This window comes from Rhizobium sp. SRI_017 (assembly GCF_057586295.1).
Map to the genome: position 1 here is coordinate 79,545 of NZ_JBYCZP010000005.1, position 13,291 is coordinate 92,835.

At 61.9% G+C, this 13,291-nt stretch carries 12 protein-coding genes; 5 read left to right on the forward strand and 7 right to left on the reverse strand.

From position 1 onward, the window contains the following. Positions 1 to 7: 7 nt before the first annotated feature. Complete coding sequence (locus AC2YI2_RS13165) at positions 8 to 655, reverse strand: TetR family transcriptional regulator C-terminal domain-containing protein (protein ID WP_487386931.1); 648 nt, start codon at positions 653 to 655, stop codon at positions 8 to 10. 40 nt (positions 656 to 695) lie between these two features. After that, a complete protein-coding gene (locus tag AC2YI2_RS13170) occupies positions 696 to 1,481 on the reverse strand; it encodes a class I SAM-dependent methyltransferase (protein ID WP_487386932.1) in 786 nt (261 codons plus the stop codon). A 160-nt stretch (positions 1,482 to 1,641) separates the two neighbouring features. Here AC2YI2_RS13170 and AC2YI2_RS13175 point away from each other — a divergent pair, with 160 nt between their 5' ends. The 5 genes from AC2YI2_RS13175 to AC2YI2_RS13195 all read left to right on the forward strand — a co-directional run bounded on the left by AC2YI2_RS13175 (position 1,642) and on the right by AC2YI2_RS13195 (position 7,830). After that, on the forward strand, positions 1,642 to 3,261 hold the full coding sequence (locus AC2YI2_RS13175) for a phytoene desaturase family protein (protein ID WP_487386933.1): 1,620 nt from the start codon (positions 1,642 to 1,644) through the stop codon (positions 3,259 to 3,261). Further along, on the forward strand, positions 3,248 to 4,807 hold the full coding sequence (locus AC2YI2_RS13180; RefSeq protein WP_487386934.1) for a phytoene desaturase family protein: 1,560 nt from the start codon (positions 3,248 to 3,250) through the stop codon (positions 4,805 to 4,807). Before AC2YI2_RS13175 ends, AC2YI2_RS13180 begins: the two co-directional genes overlap by 14 nt. Beyond that, positions 4,804 to 6,024 (forward strand): aminomethyl transferase family protein, encoded by a 1,221-nt coding sequence (locus AC2YI2_RS13185; protein WP_487386935.1) that lies wholly within the window; start codon positions 4,804 to 4,806, stop codon positions 6,022 to 6,024. The genes AC2YI2_RS13180 and AC2YI2_RS13185 overlap by 4 nt, the downstream gene beginning before the upstream one ends. A gap of 33 nt (positions 6,025 to 6,057) precedes the next feature. Then, entirely contained in the window at positions 6,058 to 6,297 is a 240-nt protein-coding gene (locus tag AC2YI2_RS13190) for a hypothetical protein (protein WP_487386936.1), read from the forward strand. Positions 6,298 to 6,417: 120 nt separating this feature from the next. Then, positions 6,418 to 7,830 carry an aminotransferase gene (locus AC2YI2_RS13195; protein WP_487386937.1) on the forward strand — a complete coding sequence of 471 codons (1,413 nt, stop codon included), beginning with the start codon at positions 6,418 to 6,420 and terminating at the stop codon, positions 7,828 to 7,830. 6 nt (positions 7,831 to 7,836) lie between these two features. Here the strand turns inward: AC2YI2_RS13195 and AC2YI2_RS13200 are convergent, their stop codons facing one another. The 5 genes from AC2YI2_RS13200 to AC2YI2_RS13220 form a co-directional block, all read right to left on the reverse strand. Further along, complete coding sequence (locus AC2YI2_RS13200; RefSeq protein ID WP_487386938.1) at positions 7,837 to 8,157, reverse strand: YnfA family protein; 321 nt, start codon at positions 8,155 to 8,157, stop codon at positions 7,837 to 7,839. Positions 8,158 to 8,200: 43 nt separating this feature from the next. Next, the gene (locus AC2YI2_RS13205) at positions 8,201 to 9,394 is read right to left on the reverse strand and encodes an aromatic ring-hydroxylating oxygenase subunit alpha (RefSeq protein WP_487386939.1); all 1,194 of its coding nucleotides are present in this window, start codon (positions 9,392 to 9,394) and stop codon (positions 8,201 to 8,203) included. A gap of 199 nt (positions 9,395 to 9,593) precedes the next feature. Further along, positions 9,594 to 10,511, reverse strand: coding sequence for a LysR family transcriptional regulator (locus AC2YI2_RS13210; protein WP_487386940.1), 918 nt, complete (start codon positions 10,509 to 10,511; stop codon positions 9,594 to 9,596). Positions 10,512 to 10,569: 58 nt separating this feature from the next. Then, on the reverse strand, positions 10,570 to 12,192 hold the full coding sequence (locus tag AC2YI2_RS13215; RefSeq protein WP_487386941.1) for a GMC family oxidoreductase: 1,623 nt from the start codon (positions 12,190 to 12,192) through the stop codon (positions 10,570 to 10,572). Further along, complete coding sequence (locus AC2YI2_RS13220) at positions 12,192 to 13,097, reverse strand: NAD(P)-dependent oxidoreductase (RefSeq protein WP_487386942.1); 906 nt, start codon at positions 13,095 to 13,097, stop codon at positions 12,192 to 12,194. Before AC2YI2_RS13220 ends, AC2YI2_RS13215 begins: the two co-directional genes overlap by 1 nt. Between the last annotated feature and the right edge of the window lie 194 nt (positions 13,098 to 13,291).

Genomic DNA, 13,291 nt, shown 5'->3' on the forward strand with positions numbered 1-13,291 from the left:
GCAGCGCTTATTTCACGCCGGATGTGGAAATATGTTTGGGGAAGACCGCAGCGACATACTCTATCGCGGCACCGAGCGCCCGTTCACGAGTCAGGCCGTCATTCATCATCAGCCGGAACCAAAGGCCTTCCATCATCGAGCAAATGCCGAGCGCCATCGGTTCGGCGTCATAGGCATAACCGCCATCGGCTTTCAACTCAGTGCAGAGTTCGACGAATGTCTGCTGATAGTTCTGATCGCTCGCGCCACAGAGCGCCTGATAGGTCGGCCGGGACTTGGCCTCGCCCCAGAATGCGCACCAGGCAGCGAGCTTCCGCTTGGTGCAGATCTTGCGGTCGAAATCGGCGTTGACCAGGGACCAGATCTTGTCGGCCGCGCCGGGGCCAGCCTTTTCCAGAGCGGCATTCCAGTGGTTGGCATACTCGTCCGACATGAACTGTAAGGTCGAGATGAGCAGCTTTTCCTTGCTCTCGAAATGGAAATTGACGATGCCGCGCGACAGGCCCGCCCCATCGGCGACATTGGCGAGCGTGGTGTCGGAATAGCCGCGCTTGGCGAGCGAGTCGATCGTCGCCTCTATGAGCTGCTGCTGGCGGGTTTCCTTGGATGCCTTGCGGCTTTTCCGCTCGCCGCCGAGATCCGGGACAATGTTCATTGCGTGGTCAGTTTCCCGTCGTTCCCAGCCGTTTGGTGAATCAAACTGCGGGCTTGGTTGCACTCAGATGCGTAGGACAATGCTCACCGCTGTCAAGAACCTTTTGCATGGCCGTCCAGGTGCGGAGGTTCTTCTCCACGAAGGCCTTGCTGGTGATCCTGACTGCCTCGTCATATAGTTCGGTCTTCAGGCGGTTCAATTCGCGCCGCGCCTCCTCGCGATACCAGGCATTGCGGCTCTCGGTGCGTACGTCCATGAAGCCGGCGCCTGCCATTGCCTGCTGGTAACGTTTCGGCGAGGCCATTCCAAAGGACAGACCTTCGGCCTCGATGTAATCCTTCATATCCTGCGATAGTTCCCCGTCATGACCGACCAGCCAGTCGGAAGCGGCAAAGATCCCGCCCGGTCGCAGCACGCGGAAGATTTCGGCGAAGATCCCGTCCTTATCGGGGATATGGACCATCGCATCCTTGGAGAAGACGACATCGAAGCTGCCGTCCTCGAAGGGTAGGCGGCCGGGTGAAGCTTGGACGAAATCGACGCGGTCGCTGAGTCCTGCCTCGGCCGCGCGGCGCGTTGCTTCGCGGATCACGGGCTTTTCGACGTCGAAGCCAGTGATCGAACGGGGCGAGAAACGCTTGGCGATGTGCAGCGTGATACCGCCGGAGCCGCAGCCGATGTCCAGCATGTCTTTGCCCGCGATAGGGAAGCGCTCAAGCACCCGGTCGACCTCCGCCGGGCCGCCGGGCGAGAGATAGCCGTCGCCCCAGAGCAGTTCGAGGAATCGCATATGGACGTCGTCATATTCCGGTTCGGCTTCGGTCATGCTGCGGCTCTCCATTTCCTCATTGGTCGCTTGCGTTGTGTTGCAGAAATAATATCGCAAATTCAGTTAATTGCAATGTTCTGACTGAATGTTCATTCAAAATATCTGGACAAGATTGGTCGGCCTGTGGCAGTTTCCGGTCAGATAACGGGGAACGACAATGAAAACATATGACGCCGTGATCATTGGAGGCGGCCACAACGGTCTCGTCACAGCCAGCTATCTGCAGCGGGCAGGGCTTGAGGTCTGCGTGGTCGAGAAGAACGATTGGGTCGGCGGCGCTGCCGTCAGCCGCGAACTCACGCCCGGGGTCACATATTCCAACTGTTCCTATGTCTGTTCGCTGTTCCGTCCCGAGATCATGCGCGATCTCGAACTGCCGAAGCATGGCCTGCAGATCGTCGGCTATGAGGGCGGCGCCGTCCTGACGCGCGACGGCGGCTATCTCGCCTCCTATCGTGACCATAACCAACATCGCCGCGAATTCGCTCGCTATTCGCCGCGCGACGGCGAGGCCTATGAGCGCTATGCCCGCGACGTGACGCGCCAGTGCCGGTTCATCCAGCCGCTCCTGATGCGCACCGCACCCGATCCGTTCTCCTACAAGCCGCGCGATATCGGCGAGCTGCTGTTCCTCGCCAAGAAGATCGGTGAGTTCAGCCCGGAACAGCTGGCGCTGACGCTGCGCTTCTGGACGATGTCGATCTCCGATTTCCTCGATGAGTATTTTGAGACCGATGTCGTCAAGGCCTATCTGGCTCTATCAGGCATCATCGGCACGGCGCTCGGCCCGATGTCGCCCGGCACGGCTTACGTCCTGCTGCATCACTATATGGGCGAGGTTGATGGCTCGGTCGGCGCATGGGGCTATGCCCGCGGCGGCATGGGCGCGGTGACGCAGGCGCTGTCGCGGAGTTTCCAGGCTTCAGGCGGCACGATCCGCACCGGCTCGGCAGTCGATAAGGTCATCGTCAAGAATGGTCGCGCGACCGGCGTGGCGCTCGCTTCGGGCGACGAAATCCTCGGCAAGCTCGTCATCTCCAATGCCGACGTCAAGCGCACCTTCCTTAAGCTGGTCGACGAGAAAGACCTACCGGAAAAGTTTGTACAACGCGTCAAGCATTTCAAGATGCGCGGCTCCTCGGGCAAGGTGAACATCGCGCTCGACGGTCTTCCGGAATTTCCGGCGCTGCCGAAAGGTTCGACCTGCATCAAGGGCGACCTGCATTTCACGGACTCCGTCGAGCGCATCGAACGCGGCTATGACGACTGGAAGGCCGAGCGCTGGTCGGCTGATCCGTTCCTCGATGCGATGATCCCGACCACGCTTGACCCGACCATGTCCCATCCGGGCAAGCATTTCATGAGTTGCTTCGTGCAGTACTGCCCGCCGAAAGTGGAAGGCCGGGATTGGACGGATGCCAACCGCGATGGCTTCGCCGAATCCGTGGTCAGCCAGATCGCCGAATATTCGCCCGGCTTCCGCGACCGTATCCTGCATATGGAAGTACGCACGCCGCGTGAGCTGGAAGCCGAAGTTGGCCTGACCGAGGGCAACATTTTCCAGGGTGAGCTGACCTTCGACCAATTGCTGTTCAACCGCCCGGTGCCCGGCTATGCGCAATATCGCAGCCCGATTGACGGGCTCTATATGTGCGGCTCATCGACCCACCCGGGTGGCGGCGTGATGGGCGCCCCCGGCTACAACGCCGCGGCCGAAGTGCTGCGCGACCTCAAGATGACACGCCAACATATGAGCCCCGCCCATGAAGTCCTTTGACGCCATCATTATCGGCGGCGGCCACAATGGTCTCGTCGCTGCCGGACTGCTCGCCAAGGCGGGCAGGAAGGTCATCGTGCTTGAAGCCTCTGACGCGGTCGGCGGCGGTGCGCGGACGCGCGAATTCCATCCCGGCTACAGGGCGAGTGGGCTTGCCCATATCGTCAACCGGCTCGCGCCGGAGGTGATCTCCGAACTCGGGCTTGATACGTCGCTGTTCACCTCCGAGATGGCGCCGACCGTGGTGCTCGATGCGAACAGCGGCCCGGCTGTTCTTCGCGGTGCTTATGGCGAAAGCTTCGACGGTGTTTCGCCCACCGAAGCCGCGGCTTTCGGCAGAATGCGCAGCAAGCTGATGATGCAGGCGGGCATTCTCGGCCGCTTCCTCGGCAAACGTCCTCCGCGTCCGGGCGAGGCAGGTCTCGGTGAACTTTTCGACCTCGGCATGACGGGCCTCAGCCTCATCGGCAAGGGTCGCGACGAGGCGCGCGACTTCGCCCGCATGGCGCTGATGAATGTCGCCGACGTCGCCGATGAGTATCTCACCGACAACAGGCTGAAGGCGCTGATCGCCTTCGATGCGGTGCTTGGCATCCATCTCGGCCCGCGTTCGCCGACGTCGCTGCTCGGTCTCTACTATCGGCTGACCGGTACGGCACTCGGTGCCAAGGGCGGCCAGTTCCTGCCGCGTGGCGGCATGGGCTCGCTGGCCTCGGCGCTGGAGCAGGCGGCGCGCAACCATGGCGCGGAAATCCGGCTCAACGCGCCGGTTTCCCGTATTCTATCCGATCGTGGCAAGGTTCAGGGCGTGGTGCTTCAAGGCGGCGAGGAACTGCGTGCGGCGCTGGTCGTCTCGGCGATCCATCCGGTGGCGACGCTGCGCAATCTCGTTGCGCCGGGCGAGGTCGATACGCATCTGTCGATGAGCCTCAAGCATGTCCGAAGCAAAGGCGATGCGGCCAAGCTGCATCTCGCGCTCTCGAAGGTGCCGGACTTCAAGGGTGTCTCTGCCGGCGACCTCAAGGGACGGCTGGTGATTGCGCGTTCGGTGCGGCATGTCGAGGAAGCCTTCAACCCCTCGAAATATGGCGAGTTCTCGCCGGATCCGGTGATGGAATTCACCATCCCGAGCCTTGCCGATGCATCTTTCGCACCCCCGGGCGGTGCAGTGCTTTCGGCGGTGGTGCAATATTCACCCTACGATCTCCGCGAAGGCTGGGAGGTCGGCAAGCCGAAATTCATGGCCGCGATCATGGCGACGCTGGAGCAATATGCGCCCGGCATCGGCGAGACCGTGGTGGCGAGCGAATTGCTGACGCCCGTCGATATCGAGCGGCAGTTCCGCATGCCGGGTGGTCACTGGCATCATGGCGAATTGCAGGTCGACCAGCTGCTGCTCAACCGGCCGACCTTCGGCGTTTCGGGTTATGATACGCCGCTCGAGGGCCTCTACCTCGCCAGCGCCGGCTCGCATCCCGGCGGCGGCATTTCCGGACTTCCGGGTCGCAATGCGGCGCGGCACATTCTCTCGCGGAGGGCGGCATGAACCAGATTTCTCTGCAGATCGGCAAGCGTGGCGGCGATGTGCTGACGCCGCTCCTCGAAACGCCGTTTCATCCGCGGCTCGAAGCGCTGAATATCAACAATGACTGGTATGCCTGGTCGGGCTTCAAGGCGCCGACGACGCTGTCGGACGAGGAGCTCGAATATTTCGCGATCCGCTCGACGGCTGCTTTGTTCGATATCTCGCCGATGACCAAGTATTGGATCGAAGGGCCGGATGCGGAGGCCTTCTGCAATCGGCTGACCTTGCGCGATGTGCGGAAGCTGGGCATCGGCCGCGTCCACTATACAGCCTGGTGCGACGACAACGGCCATGTGCTTGACGACGGCACGCTGTTCCGGCTCGGTCCGCAGCTTTTCCGCCTCTGCTCGCAGGAGCGGCATCTGCCCTGGCTGCTCGACAGCGCCGAGGGTTATGATATCAAGGTCACCGACGAGAGCACCGAGATTGCCGGCCTTGCGCTGCAAGGTCCGGTCAGCTGGGTCGTGTTGCGCGATGCGGGCTTCGAGGGCGTGGAAAAGCTCAAGCCGTTCCAACTGGCAGATTTCCCGCATGATGGCGGCAGCGTGACCATCTCGCGCACCGGCTTTACCGGCGATCTCGGCTATGAGGTCTTCTGCCATCGCGATCAGGCGCTCGGGCTCTGGGATCGTCTCTGGGAATCCGGCAATCGCAACCGCATGCGGGCGATCGGCTATGCGGCGCTCAATCATGCACGCACCGAGGCAGGCTTCATCGTCGCCAATGCCGAATTCGTCACCTCGGAGACGGCGCTCCGGGAAGACCGCCTGCGCCTGCCCGACGAGATCGGGCTGGACTGGATGATCGATCTCGAAAAGCCGAACTACAACGGTCGCCGTGCGATCATGCGGGCGCGAGAGAAGAAGACGCTGAAGCATATCCTCGTCGGCCTTGAAGTCGAGGGCAACGTCGCCGGACCCTTGTCGCTGATTTATCATCGCAGACGAAAGGAAGCCGGCATCGTTACGGCCTCGGCCTGGTCGCCGATCCTCAAGAAGAATATCGCCATCGCCAGCCTGACGCGGCCCTATGGCGACCGGATCGTCGATGATCTCTGGGTCGAGATCTATGCGCTCCGCGAGCTGCAATACAGCAAGATGATGAAGCGGGTGAAGATCGTGCCACGCCCTTTCCTGAAGCTCGATCGGCGCGGGGCCAATCCGCCTGGCATTGCGTAAGCCATGACCCATGAAGACAGGGAAAATTGGGGATTGATTTTGACGCCGGCCGGCGAGGAATGGTCGGGCCGCGCTCGCTATGCGGCGGCGATGTATTTTTTCCGCAAGGACGAGATGAGCGCCGAAGTGCTGGAGATCTACCGTATCTGTTCTCGCATCGACCACGAAGACGCGGTCGACGCACTGAAGGCCTACAAGATGGGTCAGGCCTGGATCGAGAAGGTCGAAGAGAAGCGTGCAGAACTTGCCGGCACGGCGGAAAGCAAGGGCTGATGGCATTGCCAAGACTGCTGCCGTCTGCGATATTGACTGAACGGGCATTCAATATAGTGGCAAGATAAGTTTGAAAAACATTGTCTTGCATGACTAATGATAGAATGAATGGAGGCTGCGATGGCTGCCAAGCGCGACTATGACGATCTGAACGACAACAGCCCGGATGGCGTCTACGCGATGGCGGAGCAGCATCTCGTTCAGCCCTGGCCGGTGTCGGGCTCGATAGGCGCCGAGGCGCGAGGCTTCATTGAGAGCGGCGATGGCATCTATGTCACCGACCATACCGGCAAGCGGCTGATCGACGGCCCTGCCGGGATGTGGTGCGTCAATGTCGGCCACCGCAACAAGGAAATCGCTCAGGTGATGTTCGACCAGGCGATGGCGCTGAGCTATAATTCGCCCTGGTACACGACCAACCAGCCGTCCGCGGTGCTGTCCAAGCGACTTGCTGACCACGCGCCCGAGGGTGTCGGCCATGTCTTCTACACGACGGGCGGTTCGTCGGCCGTGGAGACGGCGTTGCGCTTCATGCAGTTCTACAACAATGTGAAGGGCCGGCCGGAGAAGAAGCTGATCGTGTCGCGCGAGGGCGCCTATCACGGCTCGACCTATCTGTCGGGCTCGCTCAACGGTCGCCCGCGCGATCACGACTGGATGGATTCGGCGCGCGAGCAGGTACTGAAGCTGACCTGCCCGAACCCGTTCCGCCGCCCCGCTGGCATGACCGAGGCCGAGTTCACCGACTTCCTCGTCGAGGAATTCCGGGCGCTGATCGAGAAGGTCGGTGCGGAGAAGATCGGCGCCTTCATCGGCGAGCCGATCATGGCCTCGGGCGGCGTCATCGTGCCGCCCAAGGGCTACTGGCCGCGTATGCGGGAGCTTTGCGCGGAGAACGACATTCTTTTTATCATGGATGAAGTCGTCACCGCCTTTGGCCGTCTCGGCCATGTCTTTGCCGCCGAAGACGTGTTCGGCGTCAGGCCCGACATGATCACCTTCGCGAAGGGGGTCACGTCGGGCTATTTTCCTCTCGGCGGCGTGATGATCGCCTCGCGCCTCTTCGAGGAACTGCGCCAGTCCAACCACAATGACGCGATGTTCGCGCATGGCCTGACCTATTCGAGCCATCCTGTTGGATGCGCCGTGGCGCTCAAGAATCTCGATCTGCTCGAGGAAGGCCTGCTCGACCATACGCGCACGATCTCCAGCCACTTCCAGAGCCGGCTCAAGGCACTCGAGGACCTGCCGCTGGTGGGTGAGGTGCGCGGCGTCGGCCTGATGGCCGGGATCGAATGCGTCGCCGACCATGTGAGCAACAATCCGCTCGCCCTCGATCTCGAAGTCGGCAAGCGTATCGACAAGCATTGCCAGGAAATGGGCCTGCTGGTGCGGCCGCTGATCAATATGTGCGTGATGAGCCCGCCGCTGACCATCAATGCCGCCCAGATCGATGAGATGGCCGACATCCTGCGCAAGAGCATCGTCATCACCCAGGACGAACTGGTGCGCGAAGGGTTGTGGAAGGGCTGAGGCCCTTCACGTCCTCGACGGCAAGAGAATAATCGCGCTGCCCACGAGGCAGACGGCGAGCCCGGTCAGATCCCACCTGTCTGGGCGTTGTCCTTCCATCAGCCAGAGCCAGAGAATGGATGCGGCAATATAGACGCCGCCATAGGCCGCATAGGCCCGGCCCGCGGCGTCGCTTGGCACAAGGGTCAAGAGCCAGGCGAAGAGTGCCAGCGACACCATGCCTGGCGCCAGCCAGAACGGGGACCTGTCGAGCTTGAGCCAGGCCCAGAAGGCAAAGCATCCGGCGATTTCGGCGAGGGCTGCGGCGGCATAGATGAGGTAGGTCATGCCTCAGACTGGCATGCCCTACCGTCGAATTCCAGTGCTTGGATCAGCTGCGCATCTGCGCATTCACCTCGGCCACTTCCTTCTCGTCCGGCGCCTTTTCCAGCGTCATGACCGGCAGCACGCGGCGCAGATGTTCGTGATGTGTCCGCACGCCATATTCGAGGTCGGAGAGATAGAAGTTGCCAAAGCTCTTGGATGCCATGGCTTCGTTCGACCAGATGGTGAGCTGGACGTCTTCCGACAGCGTGTCGCGATCGATGCGCATCTGGAGATAACGCGCCGCTTCCTGCTCGCGGGTCTCGTCGCGATAGCGATAGACGGCGCCTCGCAGCATGGTCTCGGTCCGGGAGATCGGGAATTCCTGGTAGAACTGCACGGTCTCCGGCGTCACCGCGATCACGCAATTCGGGAACAGGCCATAATAGATCCAGGCCTTCTTCAGCCGTTCCGGCAGGCGCGGATTGTCCTGGCTGATCCTGACGTAGTTGCGCACGCTCCAGCGGCGGCCGGCATGCGGGTTGTAGGTGGCGAACGAGCGGCAGATGCCGTCGACGAAGGGTTCGTCGTAATAGGTCTGGCCGTAGAGGTCCTGCAGCGCCGGATGGGCCATGGCGACATGATAACCCTCATTGTCGACGTCGCGGACCGACTTCCAGTTGACCGGCGTCGTCTGGGTGAAGATCTCGCCTGCGGGCACCATGGTTTCGGACTGGTAATGGCGAAGCTCGTCGGCAAAAGGTGCCATGATCTCGGCCACCGAGCCCTGCTGACCCTTGGCGAAGCGAATAAAGACGAAGCCCATCCAGACCTCGGTATCGAGCGCCGTCAGGCCGAATTCGACCTTGTCGAGCGGCGGGAAGGAATTGGGGCGCGACGGGCCGCGCAGCGTACCATCGAGATTGTAGACCCAGCCGTGGAATGGACAGACCAGCGCGTTGCGGCACTTGCCCTTGTCGTCGGCGACAAGCCGCGAGCCGCGATGCTTGCAGATATTATGGAAGCCGCGGACCTCGCCGTCCTGGCCGCGCAGGATCAGTGCCCGCTCGCCGACGATGTCCATCGTCAGATAGTTGCCGGGTTCCGGCAGGTCGGAGATGTGGCAGGCAATCTGCCAGTGCTCGCGGAAGACATGCTGCTTTTCGAGTTCCAGCATGGCGTCGGAATGATAGGTCCAGCCGGGCAAGCCGCGGCGGTCCCAATCATTCGGGATGCTCAAATCGCGGACAATCTCGTTCATGGCGGACCTCATTATTTGCTGAATGTTCATTCAATATAATCATATTTCGCGTTCTTTTGCAATATGTTGTCGATATTGTAAAGAGTTTGATAGGCAATTTCTGAGGAGCCTAAAAAACCTCGCAGCCTCAAGAGGATGCGCAGGATCCGGCGTAAGACCCTCGTTGCAGGTTACGTGCATGACGCCAAATTTTCTGTGATCAGTCCTGCCGGGCGGCTTGTTCCAGCAGCCAGTCGCGGAACAGCGTCGCCTCGGGCTTCGGCCGTTTCTGGCTCTCGGGCTGGACGACGTAGTGCCCCTCGGCGATCGGCAGCGCCATATCGACGAACTTCACCAACCGGCCGCTGGTGATGTAGGAGTGGGCGAGGCGTTCGAGCACGATGGCCGGGCCGATGCCGGCAGAAGCGAGTTCGAGCGCGGAGATCGTCGTGTCGATATTAATGCCGGCAGGCTGGATGAAGCTCAGCCCCGCCTGTTGTGCGAGCTTCTTCCAGAGATCCTCATAGCCGGTATCGTGGATCAGCAGGTTGCGGCTCATGACCCACGCGAGCCTTGAAGCATCATCTTCACCTTGCACCATGGAGGGCACGCAGAGGGGGATAACTCTGTGGGACAGGATGAGCGCCGAGCGGAAACCGGGCCAATTGCCATCGCCGAAGCGGATATCGATGTCAGAAGTTTCGTCCTGCTGGGTCGGTGCCCAGACGATCGTCGAGATACGCAGCGATATCTCCGGCCACTTCGCCCGAAAGTCGGCGAGACGCGGTGCAAGCCACAGCGCGATGAAGGAAACGGGTCCTCGAATGGAAAGTGTTCGCTTGCCGACTGGCCCGAATAGCCCAGCCGTGGCGGCCGCGAGTTCGTCGAAACTGTTGCGCAGCGGTGGCAGGTAGGCCGCACCCTTCTCGGTAAGGCGCAGGCTGCGCGGCAGCCGCTCGAACAGCACGACGCCGAGATGCTTTTCCAGCGAGCGGACCTGATGGCTGACGGCTGCCTGGGTGAGGTTCAACTCAGTGGCGGCGAGCGTAAAGCTCTGGTGGCGGGCAGCGGCCTCGAAGGCGCGCAGCCAGGCGAGCGGCGGCAGTTGATAGCCTGCAAAGGCATTGTGATTGTTCATTCTGTCCGCCGGGTCGGGCCGTTTCGGCGCGGACTGTAACCAGAGATCGGTCATTCCGCTAGGCCTCCCTGTCTTCGAGCAACCAGGCAGCGGCGCGGGCGGCTACCATCATGGTTGGGGCATTGGTATTGCCCGACATGACCGCCGGGAAAACGGAGGCGTCGGCCACGACGAGACCATCGACACCGTGGACCCGAAGGCGCGCGTCGACCGCGGAGCTTGCGGGGTCGGCGCCCATCCGCGCGGTGCCACAGGGGTGGTAGACCGTGCCGGAGCGATTGCGGAAGTCGTTGGTCAGTTCCGCATTGCTTTGCACGGAAGGGCCGGGGACGAGTTCCTCTGCCGTGATATCTGCCAGCGCCGGCTGGGCGGCGATGCGGCGGATCAGCTTGACGCCCGCTAGCATCACCGTGGCGTCTTCAGCCTCGCCATAGGCGTTGGCGCGGATTTCGGGATGTTCGAAAGGATTGATCGAGCGGATTAGGATGCTGCCCCGCGCCTTAGGCCGTGTGCTCGACAGGCCGATCGCGTAGCCGGGGAAGGGGTCGGGTTCCGTCAGCGGCCGGGTGCCGGCTTTTGCCGTGACGGTGCTGACCGCCTGGAAATAGAGCTGGACATCGGGACGATCGAGCTCGGGCCGCGAGCGGACGAAGCCGCCGCCCTGGTTGAGGCTGAGGCTGAGGGGGCCCTGCCCAAAAAGCAAAAAGTCCAGCCCGTGACGCAGCTTGCCCCACCAGGATCCGAGTTGCTGGTTGATGGTCGGCACTTTGGCAAGGAAGGTGTAGTTGATGCCGAGATGATCCTGCAGGTGACGACCGACGGCGGGGCTGTCACTGATGACATCGATGCCGAGCGAACGAAGGTGGCCGGCAGGGCCGATGCCGGAAAGTTGCAGCAGTTGCGGGGTATTGACGGCGCCGGCAGCGAGGACAACCGACCGGCGTGCGGTGAGCCGGCATCTCCGGCCGCGACGGTCGACCTCGATGCCGCTCGCGCGCTTGCCTTCGAACAATATCCTTGTCGCCTGCGCCTCGGTGATCAGCGTAACGTTCTTCCGCTTCAGCGCCGGCCGCAGGAAAGCCTTTGCGGCCGACATGCGCCAGCCGCCCATGGTGTTGATCTGGTAGACGCCGACGCCTTCCTGGGTGGCGCCGTTGAAATCCTTGTTGTAGGGGAAACCTGCCTGCTGGCCGGCAGCCAAGAAGCGGTCGGTCAGCAGTTGCGGGCGATGGGTACAGTCAGTGACATGGATCGGGCCGCCCGTGCCGCGATAATGGTCGGCGCCGGCTTCGTTGTCCTCCAGCGCCTTGAAGGCCGGCAGCACATCGTCATAGCGCCAACCCGGTACATCCCATTCGTCATAGTCACGCCGGTCGCCGCGGATCCAGACCATGGCATTGATCGAACCGGAGCCGCCAAGCAGTTTGCCGCGCGGCCAGAAATCGCGCTGGCCATTGAGGCCCGGATCGGGCTCGGCGTAGTAGTTCCAGTTGATCGACTTGTCGTAGAAGGTCTTGCCGTAGCCGAGCGGCATCTGGACGTAGAATTTGCGATCCGTGCCGCCGGCCTCGACGATGGCGACGGTGCTCCGGCCGTCGCGGCTCAGCGCGTCGGCCAGCACGCAGCCCGCCGAGCCCGCGCCGACGATGACATAGTCGAATACCGCACCATCCAGGTCCATCAGAGTTCGGCCGGGAAGCCGGGGGCGCGGAGGTCGGTGCCGGTGGCGTCCTCGAGGAGCTTGACAACCTGGCTCGACCAGGCCGAGCCACCATACATCGCCTTGGCACGGACGAAGGTCTGCATGGCGTGGCCGGCGAGATCCAGCGGTACGCCGAACTCCTTGCCGAAACCGAGCGCGAAGCCGAGATCCTTCAGCGCGAGGTCCATGGTGAAATTGATGTTGTAGCTGCCGTTGAGGATCACCTGGCTCTCGGTCTCGTGGACGAAGCTATTACCCGACGAGGCCTTGATGATGTTGAAGGCGTCGGTCAGGTCGATGCCGCCCTTCTTGGCCAGCATCAGCGCTTCACCGGCCGCGATCAGGTGGATGAAGGCCAGCATGTTGGTGATGACCTTGATGACCGCGGCCTTGCCGAGATCGCCGGCGTGGAAGATCTCGCCACCCATGGCTTGAAGTGCCGGCCTATGCAGTTCGAACAGATCCTTGGCGCCGCCAGCGATGACGGTGATCTCGCCGGAGGCTGCCTTATGGACGCCGCCGGTGACGGGGGCTTCCATCATGCGGACGCCTTTGTCGGCCGCCACCGCGGCGAGCCGGGTCACGTCATTATGGTCGAGCGTGCTCATCTCGATCCAGGTACCGCCGGACCTCAGCCCCGAGAGAATGCCGCGCGGGCCTGCCAGCACCGCCTCGGAAATCTTGGGCGAAGGCAGGCAGGTGATGACGCAATCGACCTGCTCGGCCAGGGCTTGCGGGTCTTTCGCCCACTTCGCTCCGGAGGCGATCAAGGCCTCTGCGTTGACCTCGTCGAGATCGTTGACGGTGAGATCGAAGCCAGCTCTCACGAGGCTGCCAGCGAGAAAGCGGCCGAGATGGCCGAGGCCGATAAATCCGTAACGCATCATTCCCCCTTGATCCCGACGCAAATAGGCAGATTCGCCGATTTCGAGGGGCTGATAAATTTGTGCGATCCAATCTATCGCAAAGCATGGACTGGGTAATTCCCCCTTCGACGCAAAAATTTCGTTGCCATAGGCGCTCTATCCTTTGTTTGCGCCAAGGCTGGGCAAGAGGGCAAATCCAGAGCAGTATTCAG

Bases quoted from the DNA above. Each gene is read 5' to 3' on its own strand.
- AC2YI2_RS13165 (WP_487386931.1), bottom strand. From the start codon at position 655: ATGAACATTGTCCCGGATCTCGGCGGCGAGCGGAAAAGCCGCAAGGCA.
- AC2YI2_RS13170 (WP_487386932.1), bottom strand. From the start codon at position 1,481: ATGACCGAAGCCGAACCGGAATATGACGACGTCCATATGCGATTCCTC.
- AC2YI2_RS13175 (WP_487386933.1), top strand. From the start codon at position 1,642: ATGAAAACATATGACGCCGTGATCATTGGAGGCGGCCACAACGGTCTC.
- AC2YI2_RS13180 (WP_487386934.1), top strand. From the start codon at position 3,248: ATGAAGTCCTTTGACGCCATCATTATCGGCGGCGGCCACAATGGTCTC.
- AC2YI2_RS13185 (WP_487386935.1), top strand. From the start codon at position 4,804: ATGAACCAGATTTCTCTGCAGATCGGCAAGCGTGGCGGCGATGTGCTG.
- AC2YI2_RS13195 (WP_487386937.1), top strand. From the start codon at position 6,418: ATGGCTGCCAAGCGCGACTATGACGATCTGAACGACAACAGCCCGGAT.
- AC2YI2_RS13200 (WP_487386938.1), bottom strand. From the start codon at position 8,157: ATGACCTACCTCATCTATGCCGCCGCAGCCCTCGCCGAAATCGCCGGA.
- AC2YI2_RS13205 (WP_487386939.1), bottom strand. From the start codon at position 9,394: ATGAACGAGATTGTCCGCGATTTGAGCATCCCGAATGATTGGGACCGC.
- AC2YI2_RS13210 (WP_487386940.1), bottom strand. From the start codon at position 10,511: ATGAACAATCACAATGCCTTTGCAGGCTATCAACTGCCGCCGCTCGCC.
- AC2YI2_RS13215 (WP_487386941.1), bottom strand. From the start codon at position 12,192: ATGGACCTGGATGGTGCGGTATTCGACTATGTCATCGTCGGCGCGGGC.
- AC2YI2_RS13220 (WP_487386942.1), bottom strand. From the start codon at position 13,097: ATGCGTTACGGATTTATCGGCCTCGGCCATCTCGGCCGCTTTCTCGCT.